This window comes from Paenibacillus sp. GM2FR (genome assembly GCF_002803325.1).
GTDB lineage: Bacteria > Bacillota > Bacilli > Paenibacillales > Paenibacillaceae > Paenibacillus_AQ > Paenibacillus_AQ lautus.
The window spans coordinates 1768365-1786468 of the sequence record NZ_MKZM01000008.1; the positions used below are offsets into that span (position 1 = coordinate 1768365).

At 42.5% G+C, this 18104-nt stretch carries 17 protein-coding genes and 2 pseudogenes; 6 read left to right on the plus strand and 13 right to left on the minus strand.

Features of this window, described 5'->3' with window-relative positions; all coding sequences use genetic code 11:
* Nucleotides 1-23: 23 nt before the first annotated feature.
* Entirely contained in the window at nt 24-230 is a 207-nt protein-coding gene (locus tag PAEVO_RS08030; RefSeq protein WP_100537087.1) for a DUF1657 domain-containing protein, read from the plus strand.
* Nucleotides 231-1362: 1132 nt separating this feature from the next.
* Here PAEVO_RS08030 and PAEVO_RS08045 read toward each other — a convergent pair.
* The 10 genes from PAEVO_RS08045 to PAEVO_RS08095 form a co-directional block, all read right to left on the minus strand.
* Complete coding sequence (locus tag PAEVO_RS08045) at nt 1363-1644, minus strand: NUDIX hydrolase (RefSeq protein ID WP_100537089.1); 282 nt, start codon at nt 1642-1644, stop codon at nt 1363-1365.
* Between the two features lie 499 nt (nt 1645-2143).
* Nucleotides 2144-2329 (minus strand): aspartyl-phosphate phosphatase Spo0E family protein, encoded by a 186-nt coding sequence (locus PAEVO_RS08055; protein ID WP_100537091.1) that lies wholly within the window; start codon nt 2327-2329, stop codon nt 2144-2146.
* A 361-nt stretch (nt 2330-2690) separates the two neighbouring features.
* On the minus strand, nt 2691-3335 hold the full coding sequence (locus PAEVO_RS08060) for a GAF domain-containing protein (protein ID WP_165789631.1): 645 nt from the start codon (nt 3333-3335) through the stop codon (nt 2691-2693).
* Nucleotides 3336-3388: 53 nt separating this feature from the next.
* On the minus strand, nt 3389-3751 hold the full coding sequence (locus tag PAEVO_RS08065; protein ID WP_100537093.1) for a helix-turn-helix domain-containing protein: 363 nt from the start codon (nt 3749-3751) through the stop codon (nt 3389-3391).
* Between the two features lie 30 nt (nt 3752-3781).
* Entirely contained in the window at nt 3782-4843 is a 1062-nt protein-coding gene (locus tag PAEVO_RS08070; RefSeq protein WP_243390679.1) for an HD-GYP domain-containing protein, read from the minus strand.
* A complete protein-coding gene (locus tag PAEVO_RS08075; RefSeq protein ID WP_165789632.1) occupies nt 4767-6653 on the minus strand; it encodes a DUF342 domain-containing protein in 1887 nt (628 codons plus the stop codon). The genes PAEVO_RS08070 and PAEVO_RS08075 overlap by 77 nt, the downstream gene beginning before the upstream one ends.
* 573 nt (nt 6654-7226) lie before the next feature.
* Nucleotides 7227-8318, minus strand: coding sequence for a Ger(x)C family spore germination protein (locus PAEVO_RS08080; RefSeq protein ID WP_100537096.1), 1092 nt, complete (start codon nt 8316-8318; stop codon nt 7227-7229).
* A gap of 1 nt (nt 8319) precedes the next feature.
* Nucleotides 8320-9435 carry a GerAB/ArcD/ProY family transporter gene (locus PAEVO_RS08085; protein ID WP_100537097.1) on the minus strand — a complete coding sequence of 372 codons (1116 nt, stop codon included), beginning with the start codon at nt 9433-9435 and terminating at the stop codon, nt 8320-8322.
* Between the two features lie 4 nt (nt 9436-9439).
* Nucleotides 9440-10924 carry a spore germination protein gene (locus tag PAEVO_RS08090; RefSeq protein ID WP_100537098.1) on the minus strand — a complete coding sequence of 495 codons (1485 nt, stop codon included), beginning with the start codon at nt 10922-10924 and terminating at the stop codon, nt 9440-9442.
* A gap of 689 nt (nt 10925-11613) precedes the next feature.
* Complete coding sequence (locus PAEVO_RS08095; RefSeq protein WP_100537099.1) at nt 11614-11892, minus strand: hypothetical protein; 279 nt, start codon at nt 11890-11892, stop codon at nt 11614-11616.
* A 187-nt stretch (nt 11893-12079) separates the two neighbouring features.
* Between PAEVO_RS08095 and PAEVO_RS08100 the strand changes: the two genes are divergently transcribed.
* Genes PAEVO_RS08100 through PAEVO_RS08120 form a run of 5 tightly spaced genes read left to right on the plus strand, consistent with a single transcriptional unit; the run spans nt 12080 to nt 14393 of the window.
* Nucleotides 12080-12322, plus strand: a complete 243-nt coding sequence (locus PAEVO_RS08100) for a hypothetical protein (RefSeq protein WP_009594190.1) — start codon at nt 12080-12082, stop codon at nt 12320-12322.
* A gap of 11 nt (nt 12323-12333) precedes the next feature.
* Entirely contained in the window at nt 12334-12720 is a 387-nt protein-coding gene (locus PAEVO_RS08105; RefSeq protein ID WP_009594188.1) for a spore coat protein, read from the plus strand.
* Nucleotides 12717-13853, plus strand: coding sequence for a zinc-dependent alcohol dehydrogenase (locus PAEVO_RS08110; protein ID WP_100537100.1), 1137 nt, complete (start codon nt 12717-12719; stop codon nt 13851-13853). The genes PAEVO_RS08105 and PAEVO_RS08110 overlap by 4 nt, the downstream gene beginning before the upstream one ends.
* Nucleotides 13854-13884: 31 nt before the next feature.
* Nucleotides 13885-14085: a hypothetical protein gene (locus tag PAEVO_RS08115; protein WP_100537101.1), complete on the plus strand. Its 201-nt coding sequence runs from the start codon at nt 13885-13887 to the stop codon at nt 14083-14085.
* Between the two features lie 11 nt (nt 14086-14096).
* Nucleotides 14097-14393, plus strand: coding sequence for a spore coat protein (locus PAEVO_RS08120; RefSeq protein ID WP_009594198.1), 297 nt, complete (start codon nt 14097-14099; stop codon nt 14391-14393).
* A 261-nt stretch (nt 14394-14654) separates the two neighbouring features.
* On the opposite strand, the pseudogene PAEVO_RS34600 reads toward PAEVO_RS08120, so the two are convergent.
* The 3 genes and pseudogenes from PAEVO_RS34600 to PAEVO_RS08135 all read right to left on the minus strand — a co-directional run bounded on the left by PAEVO_RS34600 (nt 14655) and on the right by PAEVO_RS08135 (nt 17956).
* Nucleotides 14655-15669: pseudogene (locus PAEVO_RS34600) on the minus strand (L-dopachrome tautomerase-related protein).
* A 613-nt stretch (nt 15670-16282) separates the two neighbouring features.
* A pseudogene (locus tag PAEVO_RS08130) lies at nt 16283-16707 on the minus strand (STAS/SEC14 domain-containing protein).
* Between the two features lie 430 nt (nt 16708-17137).
* Entirely contained in the window at nt 17138-17956 is an 819-nt protein-coding gene (locus tag PAEVO_RS08135) for an SDR family NAD(P)-dependent oxidoreductase (RefSeq protein WP_100537102.1), read from the minus strand.
* Nucleotides 17957-18104: the final 148 nt, after the last annotated feature.

An 18104-nucleotide genomic window follows, 5' to 3' on the forward strand; every position in this document is an offset into this window, starting at 1 on the left:
CCTAAGGTAAAGGAGGTGACACCGTGACAGTTGCTTCTCAAGTGAAAACGTGCGTAGCATCTTTAAAAAGTGCTCAGGCGAGTCTGGAACAATTTGCTTTGGAAACACAAAATCAAGAAGCAAAATCGCTCTTTACGAATGCGGCCCAGCAAACCCAACAAATCGTGCAGCAAGTAGAAAACCGCGTACAACAGTTGGAAAATGAAGAGCCTCAATATAAGGGGTTTTAAGAAAAACAGACAACCCATGAATATTGAGGACATGGCTTGTCTGTTTTCATCGGTGAACAGATTAGAAAAGAGATCAAACCCTACAAGTTGAGTAGGGTTTGATCTCTTTTCGCCACTATTCTTTTGTTTAGACAGCTAACCTTGGATAAACCTAAACACTGCCGCCCCCATCGCCACTGCTAAAGTTGACAGTATCCAAGTTCCCCCTCATTTCGACTGCAGCTTTCCTTTTAAGGAAAACCTCTTTACGTTCTTCCGACCAATCGTCGGTTAAAACGACTGGCCAGTTGTTTATATCCAAATATTTCGGTTCAATTTCGACATTTTCTAAAATCCGTTTTCTACCCAATTCGCTTCACCTCGGTCAAGATTCCTAATTCGACTTCCTTTATATTGGATGCAATTAGTTCTCCTGAATAAATTAAGAAATATATGGATACGACTGATCGGAATTGTTGAACATATGCTTTGCAACTCTCCGATAGTTTTAGTTTCGTCACCGAGAGCACGTAGAATGTGCCTTTTATCCGTTTCGATGGGAATATTCCGTTGACCGATATATGGCAGTAACTACTTCATATTTTTCAGGTAAAGATCTTGTCCGCGTATGTCCTCTTCGTAGAGTACTTTATAGTCATATCCTTATTTAAAGCACCATTTTTCTAACCTCTCATGATCAGTCTCTTGGTTTTTATATCTTACGTTTACAAACGTTTCTTTTCCGTTTCGTTCAAGCTGCCACATATCAAAAACCTTATGTAAATTATTTTCTAGCAGTTTCTCACTGTTTGGTCTTTCGCAAAATTTAAGAATGTTGGGATCCGTTTCGACCAATATCCAATGATCGTACTTAAGATCACCGAACAATTGAACGTCCTTTTGAAGCTTGTAACTATACCTTTCCCAATAGCTACTTCCATACCGACTGCTTCGTTTAATAGGAATTGGCTCGTACATAAAACACCTTTTATTGACAAGATTTTGCTATTATCTTATCATAGTCATAATTTTCGGTAAATAATTTTCGCGCCTTATAAGTATATGTTTGTGTCACTGAGCTAGGACACAAACATCCCCTTTCAACTAATAAGAACCCTTGATTTTATTGAGTATTAATTATGGCATGTTTGTATCATTGGACATCAAGATTGTCGGATGACAAGAACTTGATAACATAAATGACAAATCTGCTGGTGCTCAAATTCGAATAGACACCAATTAAGTAGCTAACCGAACTGTCATTTCCACTTTCCTCTTTGATTTCGCGAATCAAACCTTCTATCAGATTTTCTCCAACTTCCACTTGTCCACCAGGGTATACCCAACCACCGTCACGAGTTTTTACTAAAAGTATATTTCCTTGCCCATCTTCTACAAATCCACCTTTGGCAACGATATGCGTTGGAAATGGCATATTACGACCTCCTTATGCAGTAACGTTTGTATATTTATTCCACAACCTATTCGAACTACCCTGCCCGTTAGCTTAATGAAATTGCATGGAAACATAGTTAGATACTTATCTAATCGGTAATCGGCTCATGTTCTTGTCCATTACGGCAATCGGTACAAGTTCTTGTCTTTGACTCGGGACAAGAACTTGTACCGATAAAACAAAAAAGCCGCTATTTTAGCGACTTTCAATAGGACCATGTTTTTGTCCTCCGACAAGGACACGGACCAATCTGCTGAATAACTATCGAGTTGTACCGATAAAATAAAAAAAGCCTCTAATATAGCGACTTCCAATGTGAGCATCTTATTGTCCCCCGACATAATTAACGGAAAGGCCAAGCGATGTCAAACCCTCTTCGATTGCCGGATTTATCATTCATCCTGGATTCCCGGCAAGTCATTATCTGAATCATACAGTTCCAGTGTGATATAGGTTGTCTAGCAGATCTATTCCAGCTCTACTCTCCTGATTGATTATGCATCTTCATGAAACAAACTATTTTCTCGTCAAGCTCCTGTGAGAGCATAACGATATCGTTGTGAAGTAGGTGGCGATCCCTGCTAAGTTCCTCAAGCTTTTTACGGTATTTCTCGATTTCTTGTACCAGTTTATTGATGTAATCGTTCATTGGAATCTCCGTCATTCGCACGTCCTCCTAATCCACGGAGGACTCGCCTTTTGCCAGTTCGCTATAGTCGTGATTCGTGAAATTAAAGCCATGAAGCAACTTGCTTGGAAACGGACCTAGTGATGCTGTCCGAGCATAATTTCATAATATTAGCGCATCGAGATGAGTTGAAATAGCTAATACTGCCGGAGCTGGACAACAAGGAAATAGATGTGTCGGCCAGCCAGTTCGGCAACTCGCTTGAACAGAAAACGGAGATAAAACTGATGATTGTTTTGAGTGATGAGACAGTTTATGTCGTCTGGATGATCATAAGCAATCTAGATAATTATTCCACGGAGCTTCCATCCCTTTGCCTCAGAGGAGGATCGGTCTTTCAGGCTAACTGATCGAGTTTTTGTTGTTTCTTTAATAAGAAAATCATGTCATCTTTGATTTGAGACAATTTTTTTTCAATTTGATTGCGATTATCCTGAAACATATCGATTTCATAGTCAGTAAAGTCTCTTTGTTGATCAGAAAACAACACGGTGAACCCGATCATCTTATCCTGATATCCTAATGGAGTGCAGCAATATGATTTAAATCCGTCTTCCAACATTGCTTTCTTATGATTTAATGTAACGAGGTCTTCACTGCGATAAATATCATCTACAATTAATACGTTTCTGATGTATACCGGTACTTCCGATCCACCTAGAATATCTAGTTTCACATCAAGTCCATGAGAATATTCTTTATAACTTCCCGGCATACTCGGTCCAGCACCAAGCCATAATCTTTTTTCATTTTCTTCATATAAATATACAACACATAACATACCGTTTAATTTTTCTTCCATAGCCAGACAATATTGATTTAGATACATTCTAGTTTCAAGAGAAAGTTTTTCTTGCATCCCTATTAAATCTGCATGGTAGAGTTTTTCAAACAAGTTGGATAAATCAGTTTGTCCTTTATTCATTGGATGAATTTGTGCCAGTAATTTTTTTATTTCTTTGCTCAGCTTATAATGCTTCATGGATTCGATTATTTCTTCCATCTTTTTTATTTACACCTCGAATTCAAGCAATCTCAAGTTCTTGGTAACCCTTTCTTGATTTTAGAACTACTCCGTTCTTGAACAACCATTTCAAGTAGATCATGAACGATTTGAAGATCATCCTCCGTTAATGGTATGCCATCCCAATGAAGCTTGGAATTCTTGAGAATCACTTTCGCATTCATATCTTTATCTTGGGGGGGATGAGGAATATTTGTTGCACCGATTATATAGTCAACGGATGTGTCAAACAGTATGGATAGCTTATGCAACACCTCGATCGGTGGCTGCCGATGATTTAGTTCATAACAGGCATAAGTGCTTTTAGCTACACCGATTGAGTCTGCAACCTCCTGCATAGTCATCTTTCTATTCTTTCGTAGTGTTTTTAACATAGAGACTCAAAGGACCCTCCTCTGGTAAAGTTATTGGTTGTATACAAAATCCAAAATTTTATGTTCAGAATTCCGTAAATCATAAAAATTCCCATTAGCCTCTACTAAAGGATTAATAAGGTCATCTGAATGAAGCATAACGATTCGAGCTACTTGACCATCTGTCAAAATCACATGATCGCCGACCATTCTGATCATCATGTTCATTATGAAACAATGGACAACCATAGAGTCAAATAATTTATAACCACGATTATAGATTTCCTCAAACACTTGATACAAAGGTATGGGTTTCTTGTATGTTCGTTCGGAGATCATGGTATGAAACACATCAGCTACCGCTACAATCTTGCTGTAAAGTGTAATCTTCACCCCCGCAATCCTAAACGGATATCCGCTGCCATCTTCTCTTTCATGATGCTGAAGGGCAACTAGGGCTTGTTGTTCCGTCATTTCTGAAATATTCCGAATCATTTCATACCCGAAATGAGTATGAAGTTTCATCTCGGCATACTCATCGGCACTAAGGCTACTTGTTTTATTTAAGATCGAGTCAGAGATTTTGATCTTTCCAAGATCATGCAATAAACCAGCAATTGCGAGATTTTGTAGTTCTTCATCCTTTAAACCTAACCATTTACCGATTAAATATGAGATGAGGGAAACACCTATACAATGACGATAGGTATAATTATCCTTCTTACTTAGCTCCAATATAACATTCGATAGGTTGTTGATACATAATTGTTGGATCTTCGGAATTATTGCTTCTTGTATATCTTGATTGGAAAGCTGTTCGGATTGGTAACGAATCTTCTCGAAGATCGCTTGAACTTCTAAAACCGCTTCTTTTGTTAGGATTTCCGTAACATATTGGGGATCTTCTTTCCATAAATCGATACCGTGCTGATGCAAGAGATTAATATGGTGATGGTCCAAAATACAGTTCTGTGAAAGAAGCAAGCTGCCTTGCCTCGAATAGATGTTTCTTTTTAACCTTCTCCCGATGAACTGATCAATATGAATCACCCGCCTTCCAATTATGTCGTTTAAAGCTGTTGCGGTCAAACGTTTTACCCTCAATTGGGTCAAAGATGTCCATACTATATCGATCAACGGTGACCCGTCCTTCAAACATTTTCCTAATTATAATCTTATTCCCTGCCTTAAGACTGGTTGCAACGCCAGTAATCCCACCTACATACATGGCAGATATGGTATCACCTGCTTCAAGTTTTGAGCCTCGACATACAGCGTTGTCCAACAGGAAAATGATATTCCCTGCTGAATAGAGATCACATTGAATAACTCCTTCTTTTCGAATCAGGATATCTCCATTGGACTTTAATGTTGAGTTCTGTCCTTGGTTAACATTAATCTGCACATGGGATTCCTGACTTAAGGCAACTCTCATGAATGCTTCTTTTAAAATCCGAACAAAATCTTCCATACGAGGAGCTGTCATAACTTCAACAATTTTTGGGGGCTGTAAGAATAACTCCAAGTAATATTTTAATTGCTGTAGATTATCTATATTATAAGTCTGTAAACTTGAAACAACTTCAAGCAGTTCCTTTACGAGATCCCGGACTTGCTGGAATTTACTCTCTGTAATTAACAACAACACTTGTCCGTACCGCACCTGCTTGTTTTTTTTACTGATTTCATATATCAATATCCTTACGTTTTCCATCATTATTTCTAGAATTTCCATCAACTGTTTAGAGCTATTATTGAGCCTGTTGTAGAACATACCAAAATACCCGGAATATAAATGACTTCCAATGAAGCTCCCCTTCACTGCAATACTGCCGGTAGCTGTTAATGTCGAGTTGAAAACACTGCCAGACACATAAATGTTACCGAGGGATTCAATAATCATGTTATCCATAACATCGCCATGAACGATCACATCACCAGCAAACACGATATTACCTGTTTGTAAATCAACATTACCGGGTACTATATAAGCGGTGTTGATATCAAAATATTTAATATGATTACCTGTGACTCGAGGTCTCCCCTCTTTCCGAGCGATGACGATGAAATCTGATGTGATTTCTACATTATCCTTACCAGTAATGCGAATCTCCTTGACTGGATCGGGAAGCAGCACATTGCCAAATACATCATACCCTGTCAGTCCTTCAACTGCCGGTGTCTTCTTAGCAATGACATCACCGCTCTTAACAGAGGGAATGTTCATATGATTTTTATAATCCATTACTCCTCGTACCTCGTTAAAGATGTTTTCAATATTTTCAGAGAAGAACAGTTCCAGTAGTGCATCCTCACCTTGAACGGGTGCCTTACCTCTTCCGATTATTATTGGTTTAAAAGAAGGTTGCAGGATTTCGGCCTGAATCGCTGCTACATCAAGATTCATTTTAATGTTCATATTTTCAACTATCGTAAGAATATCCTGTAGGTTTACAATTTCTAAAATAATATTTAAATCTTCCTCTGCAGCGAGTGTTACATTCAATGAGGGAGTCTTCTGTTCTAACAACCACGCACACCTCTGTATGCGATTTATGGTCAAATAGGCTTCTAATTTATCTTCTGAGACCGATACCTCAAATAGAGAATTCTCTTCAATCTTCCACTCTACCACACTCTCAGAAGAAACCTTCGTTTCCTTTCTGATCTCTTGGCCATCCACCAACAGTTTAACAGGCGAGTTTGCTTTAATAGTCGGGAATTGGCCACCATTGGTTGGGTTTCCTACGATGATTTTCCCATGTTCCACCTTAATATACCCATCTGAGACCTCATAATCAGTGTTCATACTATGGGAAACTGATGGGGATGCTCCTGTCCCTTCCATTTCCTGAGAACGAGAAACTTGGTCTAGTTTTTTTAATAGCTTTAATATCTCCTGTTCATTGAAAGAATCTGACATAGGGTAACACCTCCCTTGCAAGATTGACATATGTTTAATGAGTGTAATTGAGCGATCAGCTATTAGAAGTGTTAGAAGTTTGTGCATTATGTATTAAATTTTTAGCTTTATTATATTTGCGAATCGCAAACATTTCAATAATTCTACACAATTTGACATAAAAATCTTTTTGGAATAAAAGGCGAGTATGAGCTTTGAGTTTGTTCTGATTGTTTCGACTACATACCCTTGACGTTATCCTTCACTTAAATCATCGCAAAGCGAACCTGACGGACAATCCCGACTTCGCACAGTTCCTAGGATGCAACTAACTTTCGTCATCATTAAGTTGATGATTGCAGCCGCAACAATAACGTTCAGATATACTGCATCTCCTACCCGTCCATTTGCGGAGCCTGCTTTGCGTTTCGGATCAGAATCCCTTCCGAGGGCAAATGGAACCTCTGTTGACAAGCGGCCTTCTGGTTTACATGGCTGCTGGTATTGTTATCGCTGGCAGTGATCGGCCGGGAAGCCTTGATGTATGAAGCTTCGCGGCAGAACGCTTATGAACACCAGATCATTTTTTATCCATTACCGGCTTCCGCTGAGCGAATTTGTCAGCGGCTCCATAAATATCTTGTAATGTACCTCGACCTTCATTTGCGGCCATTCTTTTTGCCAATCCTTTCTTTCGATCCGACTCTGAAAAGCCCCTGAAGCGTATGATCCCATGTTTAAAGGATCCACTTTCAGCTCCTGCATTTTTTTGAAAAGCGATACGGTTTGTTTATCCATATAGGCTCCGATGTTCCGGTTAAGCTCGTCTAACTGGGCAGGGTCCAGTAAATCTTTTTTTCCGTGGTACTCCTCGATTCGGCATCGGATTTCCGTGTTAATTGTTACTCTCGTCTGTTTGCGGTCCACCTTCCAGTCGGACTTGGCGTGGACATCGCTGACGTTGACCGACAATTCTGGCAGAGAAAGATCCTGAAGGCGATGATTTTTGTACTGAAGCTGGAACATTTGTTCTTCGGTTCGGCTCAATACGGAAACCAGTTTATCTGTACGGAATAGACCGGTTCCCTCATAGGTTAAGTTATTCTGATCCGCCTGAAATACGGGCAGAACCGGATCCGCAAGCGGTGAATAGAAATTTTTCATAAATTGATGCAGATTGACGACGGTCATTTCCCCAGGGCTTCTGCTTTCATAATGCTTGAAGTTGCGATATATATAATAATCGATAAGCGGATCCTTCTTAATCTTCTTTTGCAAGTACCCCTGTAAATCTCCCCGATATACGGCCAAATAAAGGCGCATGGACAATTTGGGATCCGCTAGTATGGTGTCGATAATGGGCTGCATCCCTTGCCTTGCAAACTCCTCGCTGATGAACAGGACCCGTTTCTGGCCGGTCTTCAGCTCCCGATGATAGCTTCGGTTAAATTCTTTTTTACCCTCCTTTAGAAGATCGGTATGAAGTGTTATCATCTTTTTCTCTTCTTTGCCTAGAGGAGGCACCAGAAGGCTTATTTCCAGCATGCCGTCCTGACCCTGATCGATGGTCCAGAGAATGATAGGTGCGATTTCTTCAATAATATTGTAATCCCGGCTTGAGCATCCTGGAGTTGCAAATAGAATACCCGCCATAGCCCATAATGTGGCTTTCGTTCTCCAACTCATGTTAGGCACGCCCCTTTATTCTTACAGCGGCTACCATAAAGACGGGTACCGCCAAGAAGGATACCGCAGCGAAACAGACCTGAAGCACCGGCCAGAAATGTCCCTGTGTACCGGATTTCCAGAACCAGTGGTAGACGATGAGCATGCATAGAAACAGTACCATGAAACTCGCAATGAAGCCGGATCTGCTGGCTGGTTTCTTGGCTTTCCCCGCAATGATCCGGAGAGAACCGTAGAACAGCAGAATGAGCATAGCAATGGCAAACACATAGTGGAAAAAATGGATACAAATCATCATGATATCCAGACGTTCGAAGATCGGCGATTGCAAATAGCGAACCATGTTGATGACCGGGTAGCTGCTTTTTCTCAAATATTCCTGCCCAAAATACAACGTCGACGCGATAAACAGTGCCAGATATTCCACAATCGTCAATGCGTTCCCGATCGCCATCGGCTTAAGCAGCTTGTCCCGGGGGCTGAACCAGGCACCGATGCATATGAGGTATTCAGGTCCAGACAGCGATGCCCAGATCAGCAGCATGCCCTTCCAAATCCCTTCGTCTCGTTCTATCGGAATGATCGGGTACAGATCAGGTATCGAGGCGATAGGAGGCAAGAAGAAAGGAATGTACAGCACTATCAACCAGAACGAGCATAAATAGACAATGAAGATGAAACGAATCGTCTTCTCCATGCCTTTCACGGCCAGATAGCAGCCAACAGCAAATAGGCAAGCAAGCAGCCATTCCCTCTGGAAGGACGGCAGCACGAATTGATGTATGATTTCGGTATAGCCAAGCGTAGTCACCGTAATCTTGACAAAGATGAACAGCATTCCGATGAAGGAGAACAAACGAACCTTCCTTTCGCCGAAAAGCTCGACGAAGCCGATATAGCCTTTGCTGGCATAGGGCGAAGCGAACCATTTGGCAAGCAGCAGCAGATTAATGTTGGATATAATGCCAACAATGATGATGGCCCAGACCATATAGGGATGAACTAGATACTGGGGCATAAGCAGCACAAAGTACAGCATTTGAAGGCGATTCACGATAAGAAAGATATACTTGCCGCCAAACGTGGAATCTCTCTGGAACAACGATATTTCTGACACGCGATCATCTCCTTCGGCTGTATCTCCACTTTTTCAGGGGGCTCGAAAATATTGGCCGGCTTCTTAATGATGGCATGGGAGCCCGGATGAATAGATCCTTCCAATCTCTCCAGAAAAAAGGGGCGACCGGTGCAAAATATGGCTGTCTGAGGGAAGATAGCCCATTCAGGTGGATGAGCAGCAGAATAATACCCAGCACGACACCCAGAAGTCCGAGGTAAGAGGCTAGAATGAGCAAAGCGAAATGAACAATCGTATTGGCTTTCGTGATCATATAGTTAGGCACCAGGAATGAAGCGATGGCCGAGATTCCGACAAGCACGATCAGCACCTTGCTGGCAAAGCCTGCTTCGACTGCTGCTTGACCAATCACGATCCCCCCGATGACCCCCAGCGTTTGGCCCGACTTGGCGGGCATTCGTAGGCTGGCTTCTTTTATGATTTCCAGCGTAATCAGCATGCAGCAGGCTTCCCAGAAAGGCGTAAATGGAAGCTTGCTCCTGGAATCAAGAAGCACGAACAGGATCTGCAGCGGAACCATTTGATAATGGTGGGTCGTTAATGCCACATATAGCGGAATTAATGTGATGGAAAGAATGAAGCTTAGATAGCGGACTAGCCGAAGGAAGCTGGCCACGATCCAGCGGTTAATATAATCCTCGGGAGAATGGAACAAATGGAAGAACGTCATGGGAGCGATCAGAACAAAGGGCGTGCCTCCCACCATTATGACAAGCTTACCCGTACCGAGGTAGTATGCTGAAGCATCCGGTCGGTCGGTCTGCATAAATTGCGGAAAAACGCTGTGGACATGGTCTTCCATAAAAAAACCGAGATGGGACGCTTCCAGAATCATATCATAATCAATAGCCTCGATTTTCTCTCTGGCTACGGCGACATGCTTCGGATTGGTGATGCCTTCCATATACATGATCACGATCGTGGTTTTGCTGAGGGAACCAACTGAGTATTGTTCAGTTTTCAGATCAGGCGTCGGTAGCCGCCTGCGAATGAGCGTGATGTTTTCATCGATTTTTTCGCTGAAGCTGTCTTTAGGCCCTAAGATAATGGTTTCCGTATCGGAAGACTCGATGCTGCGACCCAAGGAACTCGGCAGAGACACCGCCCACCACCGGTTAATTCTGTCGTCGTGCACCAGCACCGAGCCCTGCATAAGAAGCAGCTTCGCTTTCTGCTGACTGGTAACTTCCGAAATACTGGACGCTGTGATACATTCGCAAACTGTATTATCGGTAAGGACACTAAGCGGCCCGATGACAGATTCATTCAGGCGCTCTAAATCGATTAAAGTTCTTATATAAATGAGAGTAATTGTCCGCTCGTCAAGAGCCGGACGTTCAATGACTTCCGCATCGGACATATTGACTAATATCTGTCTGAGGGCGTCCATTGTTAATGGGATTTCATTCTTTCCCGAGGAATCCTCGTTGCTGCGGTCAAGCACGTTCGTTAACTTGTTCCATACCATGGTTACCATCACCTGAACATGTATTTTGCACAACGAGGTTATTATGAACCTTTGCAGGTGATTTCATCCAAGCAATTGGTTGGCTTAAATCTGAATTTTTCAATAAAAACTGTTTTATCATTAGTAATACCAAGTACAGATCAACAAACAGTGGTTCTAAAAATTATGAGGACAACATGTTAGAATTGTGTAACAAGCCAAAGAACCCTTGATTTATCAGCAGAGGTTGCAATGTTTTTGTGAATATGTAGTTTACATAGTAAAAGATCAAGTTTTATATTCGCTTCTGTATCAGCGGCGTTATGGTGACGATAAAAAATACAATGAAGCCGACGGTAGCACAATTTAACATGATGTATACCGTTTCCCTTCCTGAGTTGCTTTCGATGCGTAATCATATCCGGATCCGATAAAGTTTTTTGGAAATGTCTGAGACAGCTCAAAAAACAAAAAGCTTCGGCACAAGCCGAAGCCTTTTGAAGGTAACTCTCCGTGTTCTATGACAAAAACGTTGCTCCGAGCGTTTCGCAGGTCATTTGCCCCTGCGGAGAATATTGGCGTAAGTTCGGTAACATCATCCACAGCGTCTACTCGACAATAGACATACGACATACCTCGACATTAGTGCCCCTACTTGTATCCGAAAAAGAAGGGAAATCTCTGCCAAGCTTATCAGCTCCAAGACCGTTTTATTGTTGGTCCGGCAGACGTAATGCGTTTGCTGAAGTTTGCGCTTGATCTAAGAATTCCTCTGCTCGGGTCAATTGCTGCCGGGCCGTCTCCAACGCTTGTGAATTTGTTGCATTAGATTCATTTAACGAGCTTATTGCCTGATTTAAAGCTGTCTCCACCTCAGAAACCGCGTTAGATGCATGCTGCTCCAGTGTATTTCCACTCGAGTTAAGTGAACCCTCTGCCGGTTTTCTTGCATTTTCGGTGGCTAGAACAATTTTGTTTTTATTTGGCACAGTGAGTCCTCCTCCCTTTTGCAAGATCATTTAAAACAGAAATAAGTATCGGATTAAGATTTTGTTTATATTCTTGCAACTGTATGGGAATATTCGGATCTTCCAGCTCCCGCAATCCATTTTAGTATAAGATCCGATTCGTTGGAAAATCTAACGTTGATGAAAAAAAGGAGGTGATCATTTCTCCATGAACAAACCAACATTAGCGCCGCACGAATCGATGGAACTGCATGAAGCTCTAAACTTTAAAACGCTGTGCCTCGCCAAGTCAAAACTGATGCAAGGCCTGGTCTTTGACCAAGAGCTAAAAGCTTTAATGCAGAAAGACGTCATTCAATCCATACAACAGATCGACGAGCTGCAAGCAATTTACGCGAAAGCTCCTTTCCAAGCACCTGTTCCGAGTAGTCCGACACCTATAACACATTAAGGGGAGCTCAAATGAATACCGATTATTTAGACCCGATTAATTCATTAAATATGCCGGAAATGGCAGATATGACTTTTGCCATGGACTTCCTTGTTCGTGCCAAGGAAGGTGTGCGTAATTTGTCCATCGCCCTGACGGAAGCGGCTTCACCGGATGTAAGAGCCCTTCTGCACACTCAGCTTAAACAAGGTATTGCTATGCACCAAGAAATCACGGAGCTCATGATTCGCAAAAAGTGGTTCCATCCTTACGAACTGAACGAACAGTACCAACTCGACCAGCTTTCAGCGAAAAATACGGTGATGATCGGGCAGATGAATTTGTTCCCGGATGATACGTCGCGTAAAGGGATGTTTGATCGGACCCCAGATGAACATATTGGAGGACATAAAGCATGAAGGCGGTAACGTATCAAGGGATTAAGAATGTCGTGGTCAAAGAGGTGCCGGATCCGAAGATAGAGAAACCGGACGATATGATCGTAAGAGTCACCAGTTCCGCCATTTGCGGTTCGGACCTTCACCTGATTCACGGAATGATCCCTAACCTTCAGGAAAACTATGTCATCGGGCATGAGCCGATGGGGATCGTAGAAGAAGTAGGTCCTGGAGTGACCAAGGTAAAGAAAGGCGACCGGGTGATCATCCCTTTCAACATCGCATGCGGAGAATGCTTTTACTGTAAGAATCAGCTGGAAAGCCAATGTGACAATTCAAACGAACACGGGGATATGGGCGCATATTTCGGCTACTCCGGAACGACCGGCGGATATCCTGGCGGGCAAGCCGAGTATTTACGGGTTCCATTTGCCAATTTTACCCACTTTAAGATTCCTGAAAACTGCGAACAACCGGACGAAAAGCTCAGCTTGATCGCTGATGCCATGACGACGGCATTCTGGAGCGTAGACAACGCCGGCGTAAAGAATGGAGATACGGTCATCGTGCTCGGCTGCGGTCCGGTCGGACTCCTGGCCCAGAAATTCTGCTGGCTGAAAGGAGCTAAGCGGGTTATAGCCGTCGACTATGTCGATTACCGCTTACAGCATGCGAAGCGAACGAACCATGTGGAAATCGTAAACTTCGAACAGGATAAGAATATTGGGAACACTCTCAAGGAAATGACCAAAGGCGGCGCCGATGTCGTGATTGATGCGGTAGGAATGGACGGCAAGATGAGCGACCTTGAATTTTTAGCCAGCGGTTTGAAGCTGCAAGGCGGCACCATGAGCGCATTTATCATTGCATCTCAGGCTGTCCGCAAAGGCGGAACCATTCAAGTCACTGGGGTATACGGCGGACGCTATAACGGATTCCCGCTCGGTGACATCATGCAGCGAAACGTGAATATCCGTTCCGGACAAGCTCCGGTCATTCACTACATGCCATATATGTACGAGTTGGTTACGTCTGGCAAAGTGGACCCTGGCGACATTATTACGCACGTCATTCCGCTCAGTGAGGCCAAGCGGGGCTATGAAGTGTTCGATACGAAAACGGATGATTGCATTAAAGTCATCTTAAAGCCTTAAATATGAATAGATACATGGGAGGACAATCTGAATGAATTCAACTTACGCTTTGCATGAGATGCTCGAGGTGCATGAAATAGCTGCGTTCAAGACGGTTTGCATGACTAAATCTAAGACCATGCAAGCTCTGGTAACCGACCCGGAGCTCAAGCAAATTTTGCAACAAGATGCGACATTATCACAACAGCAGCTTCAGGAGCTCGGTGGAGTGCTGTCTAAAGCGACTGTATAGGAGATAAAAAAATGAACCCAATATTAGAACACATGACTGGTCTTCATATGCTGACCGATGACGTGATCGCAATGGATTTTTTGATGAACGCCAAGAGCAGCGTCAGAAACTACGCCATGGCTGTGACCGAATGTGCCACCCCCGAAATCAAGCAAATTTTGATGAAACAGCTCGATGAAGCCATAGACTCTCATGAGAAGATATCAAATTACATGGTGCAGCATGGCTTATATCATCCCTACCATATTCCAGAGCAAATTCAGCTCGATCTGAAAAACATTCAAACTGCTATGAACATTCCGTCCTGACACAGTTTTTCATCCCGGCAAAAGGCTTAAAACGACGATGGTCAGGTCCGTTTTTGATTTTAGCCGGAGACTTCAGAGAACAAAATGTTCCCCGTTATAGTCAAACAGGTTCACGTCAAAGACGGGCGAACCTTAAGGCAAAGCATTTTGTGAGATGGCCCTTTCCGCAAAACTGCGGAGGGGCTTTTGCTTCTAGGAAGCAACATTTTCCCGCCAAGTACACGCTCCCTGATGAGGGATAGCTACCTTCGTTTAAGATTATTATGAAAAGGTAGGAGCAGGGAATTCATCAATTCTCATACGAAGTAAACTATATGGTTTTTCCCGCAAGTCTCTTCCATAATGAAATCTCGCCTGCCGATGTAATTGATTCACAATGACATATAAGTATTGATCGGGGCCAATCGAAAAAGTATCCGGCCATAAAATTCTCGGGTCATGCGCGATGGTTTCCATTGCGCCATTCGGCAATATCTTTCGGATACTGTTGTTTTCATAGTCTCCCGCATAAATTGTTCCTTTTGCGCCGGTGATCATTCCATCAGACGCACCTTTTTCTCCCCATGGGATAGATTCATGTCCTGTATTCTTCTGTCTCTTAGGGCTTCTGTTGAGATTGAGAACAGTTGACGGCTGGTTAGCGGAGCAAAAAATAAAACCTTTCCATCAGGAGAAATCGCTAAACTATCGGAAGCCAATCTAAATGGGAAAGTCGAGCCGTCCGGGTTTCGATTCATCAAAATTTCACCTTCTACTTTCGGTAAAAAGAGGGATCTGGTGAAGTTGATTCTGCCCCATTTAATCGTCTAAACGCGTTCCCATTTTCTAAATCTACGACGATAATAGCCCCTGGCCCTCTGGAAGAAGAATCCGTTATATATGCATATCCTGCGCTTCCAACCCGAAAATCCAAACGGACATCATTCAGATAAGTTGTTGGCAAGACAACATCTTCTGTAAAGGTATATACTCTCCTTATTGTATTCGTGCTTAAATCAACAGCAACTAATTTTGCTCCCCCTTGAATAGGTTCAGAAAAATTTGGTGCCCCTGTATCTAGTACCCAAAGTGTTCCTCTTCCATCAGCAACGATACTTTGGACACTGACGAAAGACATTGTGATATTACCAGTACTAACCATATTGTTTTCTAAACTGGGATAAGGCTGCAATTCACCCTCAACAATTTCCGCCACAGTAAATGGAACGTCGTCTCCCCATTTCGGAAAGCAAACAAAAATACGACTGGTTTCGGAAACGCTGACACCTGTAGGCATTGCCCCATAAAAAGCATGCACCAGTTCAAACTACCCAAAATATTTTTCCATAGGTAACATAGGTTGAATGATATCCTCCTCATCAAATCCGAACGGATATCAACTATATATGATGAAATTTTTTTGTAGTGCCTGGTTCTTGATAAATTTTTCTATCGTGTTGGATGCTGTGGGTATCAACTTCCCATTATTAAAAATTTTGGTTTTATTCTCACTATTACGAAAGGCAGTCTGAAGATAAATTTCAGTTCGGATTGTTTCTTACAGATTGCTAATCTAATCTGCCCGTTAGTTTAATAAAAGGGCGCGGCTTCTCATGTACTATGTTTTTGTCACCTGACAAGTTTAGATGACACGTGTCTATTCATTATTCACAAAATTCTGCCCTCTTCTACTTGTTTCTAAAACATAAGTATAGTTAGATACTTATCTAATCGCTAATTGGACGATGTTCTTGTCCTTTTCGGCAATCGGTACAAGTTCTTGTCCTCGACTCGGGACAAGAACTTGTATCGATAAAACAAAAAAGCCGCTACAATAGCGACTTTCAATGGGACCATGTTCTTGTCCCCCGACATTTGGTTTGTTGATTGAGTACAACTGAGTTCCATAATTAAATCGGATATTCATTCAACCAAATAAATGCTTCATCATAATTATCAAAAAAATAAACAGATTCTTTTGTGTTAGATTCTTGCAAATAATTCATTATCTCCCCCTTCTTCAAGAAGAAACGCAATTGCCATACTATGATTCAGAATGGTTTCATTGAAGAACTTATCTTTCCATGCTTTTTGAACGGAAAAATGATCTGGAGTGTACCCTTTTCTATCCACCAACAATTTGTATTGCCGACCCTCGGAAATGAATTGCTGGCAGACCTTCTCGAAGCCGTTAAACCATTCGTTAACATCATCTGTTTTAATCTTACCAATTAGATGGGTAACAATTATATTCCCTGAAACTGTTGTGCTGATATTCTGTTCACTCAACTTGGAATCATCTCCCTTAATTACAATTATGGGTAAGGAGCTTCATAAAATCAATAAGGATAATTCTTTACGATGAGTTTGTGCTACTTATGGTACAGAATATCCCTCGCCTCGATCTGCTGCTTTACACCTTACACTGATAAATGTAGCCGCTGTACATTTGGGGCAGGGGGTGCGGACCTCTCGTTCACCAGCTAAATGCTCGATCAGTTCTGCTTCGAATTAAAGACGAGTCCGGTATTCTACCGCTACAGAGAAGCAGAGTTGTGGAACGATGGCTAAGTGGACTTAAAGGTGATATCTGTCTTTTGGGTGAATTATTTATCTAAACTATACTGCCCGTTAGTTGAACAAAGGCAGCCGATCATGATGTCGGCTGCCTTCTTGGTTTTATTTGCTATCGTTTCCCGTTAGCTTAATCCCATCCGGATTAGCGGAAGCGATAACAGCCTTACCAACATCAATTCGGCCAAATGTTAAAGAATATGCTTGGTTAACTGATATAATTTTAATGCATCCTTCTTGCTAAGGGTCGAGAGATCGAGATCAACGGCCTTGGTTCGGTCCCAGGCGATGAGGGGCTGGGATGGAGGATTATCCATCAGTTTAATGATCGGTTGAATACTCCTCTCCACCGGCTGTGCGAAGAGCTTGCCCATTATGCGCAATATTCCCTTGAAAGGCTGAGCCAAATGATTCGTGCCGCTATGGGTATATCCGGGATGGTTAAGTATGAAACGTGTCTTCCCGGTCTTGTGGTTTTCAGCATACGCAACCCCCAGCAGATCATTCGCCCGTCCTCCCTGTAGAGTCGCCTTCAGCAGACCATACCCCTGTTGAAGTGTGAGGTCATCGTAGTGAACGGCTCCCTTCGTCATTCCAGTGCCTCCGATGCTTACAATGACCGGATTGGTCCCCCTCTCCAACAATTCTGTCAAACCATAACTCAGAATAAATCGGCTGACATAATAGAGTGCAAAAGTGCTTTCAAAACCATCCGGAGTCAACTTCCGTTTAGGAAATTGTTGCATCGCTGTAAGCACCAGTCCGTCAAGCGATGCATGGTGTTGTTGCACCTCTTGAATGACGCGGCGGTTCTCAGACAATGATAATAGATCAGCTTGAATAAAGGATGCCCGGTCCGCGGCGCCGAGTCGTGCAGCCTCGTCTAGAAATTCCTTACCCCGGAGACGGTTGCTGCCTGTTACAGTCACTCTGCTGCCCTGACGTAAATAGTAAATGGCAAGCCCTCTGCCCATCCCGGAAGTACCTCCTGCTATGAATAAGTCCTTCACCTTCCCACTCTCCCACATATGAATTAAGCTATAGATGTTGACTAGACAACAGTAGTCAATTACTATTCTAATAGTAATATTCTATGCTAATCAATAAGCTAAAGAGCCGATCTGTTGTCTAGACAACAATAGATCGAAATTGTATTCT

What these genes read in the sequence shown, in the direction of transcription:
- PAEVO_RS08045 (WP_100537089.1), bottom strand. Translation starts at nt 1,644, where the DNA reads ATGCCATTTCCAACGCATATCGTTGCCAAAGGTGGATTTGTAGAAGAT.
- PAEVO_RS08055 (WP_100537091.1), bottom strand. Translation starts at nt 2,329, where the DNA reads ATGACGGAGATTCCAATGAACGATTACATCAATAAACTGGTACAAGAA.
- PAEVO_RS08060 (WP_165789631.1), bottom strand. Translation starts at nt 3,335, where the DNA reads ATGAAGCATTATAAGCTGAGCAAAGAAATAAAAAAATTACTGGCACAA.
- PAEVO_RS08065 (WP_100537093.1), bottom strand. Translation starts at nt 3,751, where the DNA reads ATGTTAAAAACACTACGAAAGAATAGAAAGATGACTATGCAGGAGGTT.
- PAEVO_RS08075 (WP_165789632.1), bottom strand. Translation starts at nt 6,653, where the DNA reads ATGTCAGATTCTTTCAATGAACAGGAGATATTAAAGCTATTAAAAAAA.
- PAEVO_RS08080 (WP_100537096.1), bottom strand. Translation starts at nt 8,318, where the DNA reads ATGAGTTGGAGAACGAAAGCCACATTATGGGCTATGGCGGGTATTCTA.
- PAEVO_RS08090 (WP_100537098.1), bottom strand. Translation starts at nt 10,924, where the DNA reads ATGGTATGGAACAAGTTAACGAACGTGCTTGACCGCAGCAACGAGGAT.
- PAEVO_RS08100 (WP_009594190.1), top strand. Translation starts at nt 12,080, where the DNA reads ATGAACAAACCAACATTAGCGCCGCACGAATCGATGGAACTGCATGAA.
- PAEVO_RS08105 (WP_009594188.1), top strand. Translation starts at nt 12,334, where the DNA reads ATGAATACCGATTATTTAGACCCGATTAATTCATTAAATATGCCGGAA.
- PAEVO_RS08110 (WP_100537100.1), top strand. Translation starts at nt 12,717, where the DNA reads ATGAAGGCGGTAACGTATCAAGGGATTAAGAATGTCGTGGTCAAAGAG.
- PAEVO_RS08115 (WP_100537101.1), top strand. Translation starts at nt 13,885, where the DNA reads ATGAATTCAACTTACGCTTTGCATGAGATGCTCGAGGTGCATGAAATA.
- PAEVO_RS08120 (WP_009594198.1), top strand. Translation starts at nt 14,097, where the DNA reads ATGAACCCAATATTAGAACACATGACTGGTCTTCATATGCTGACCGAT.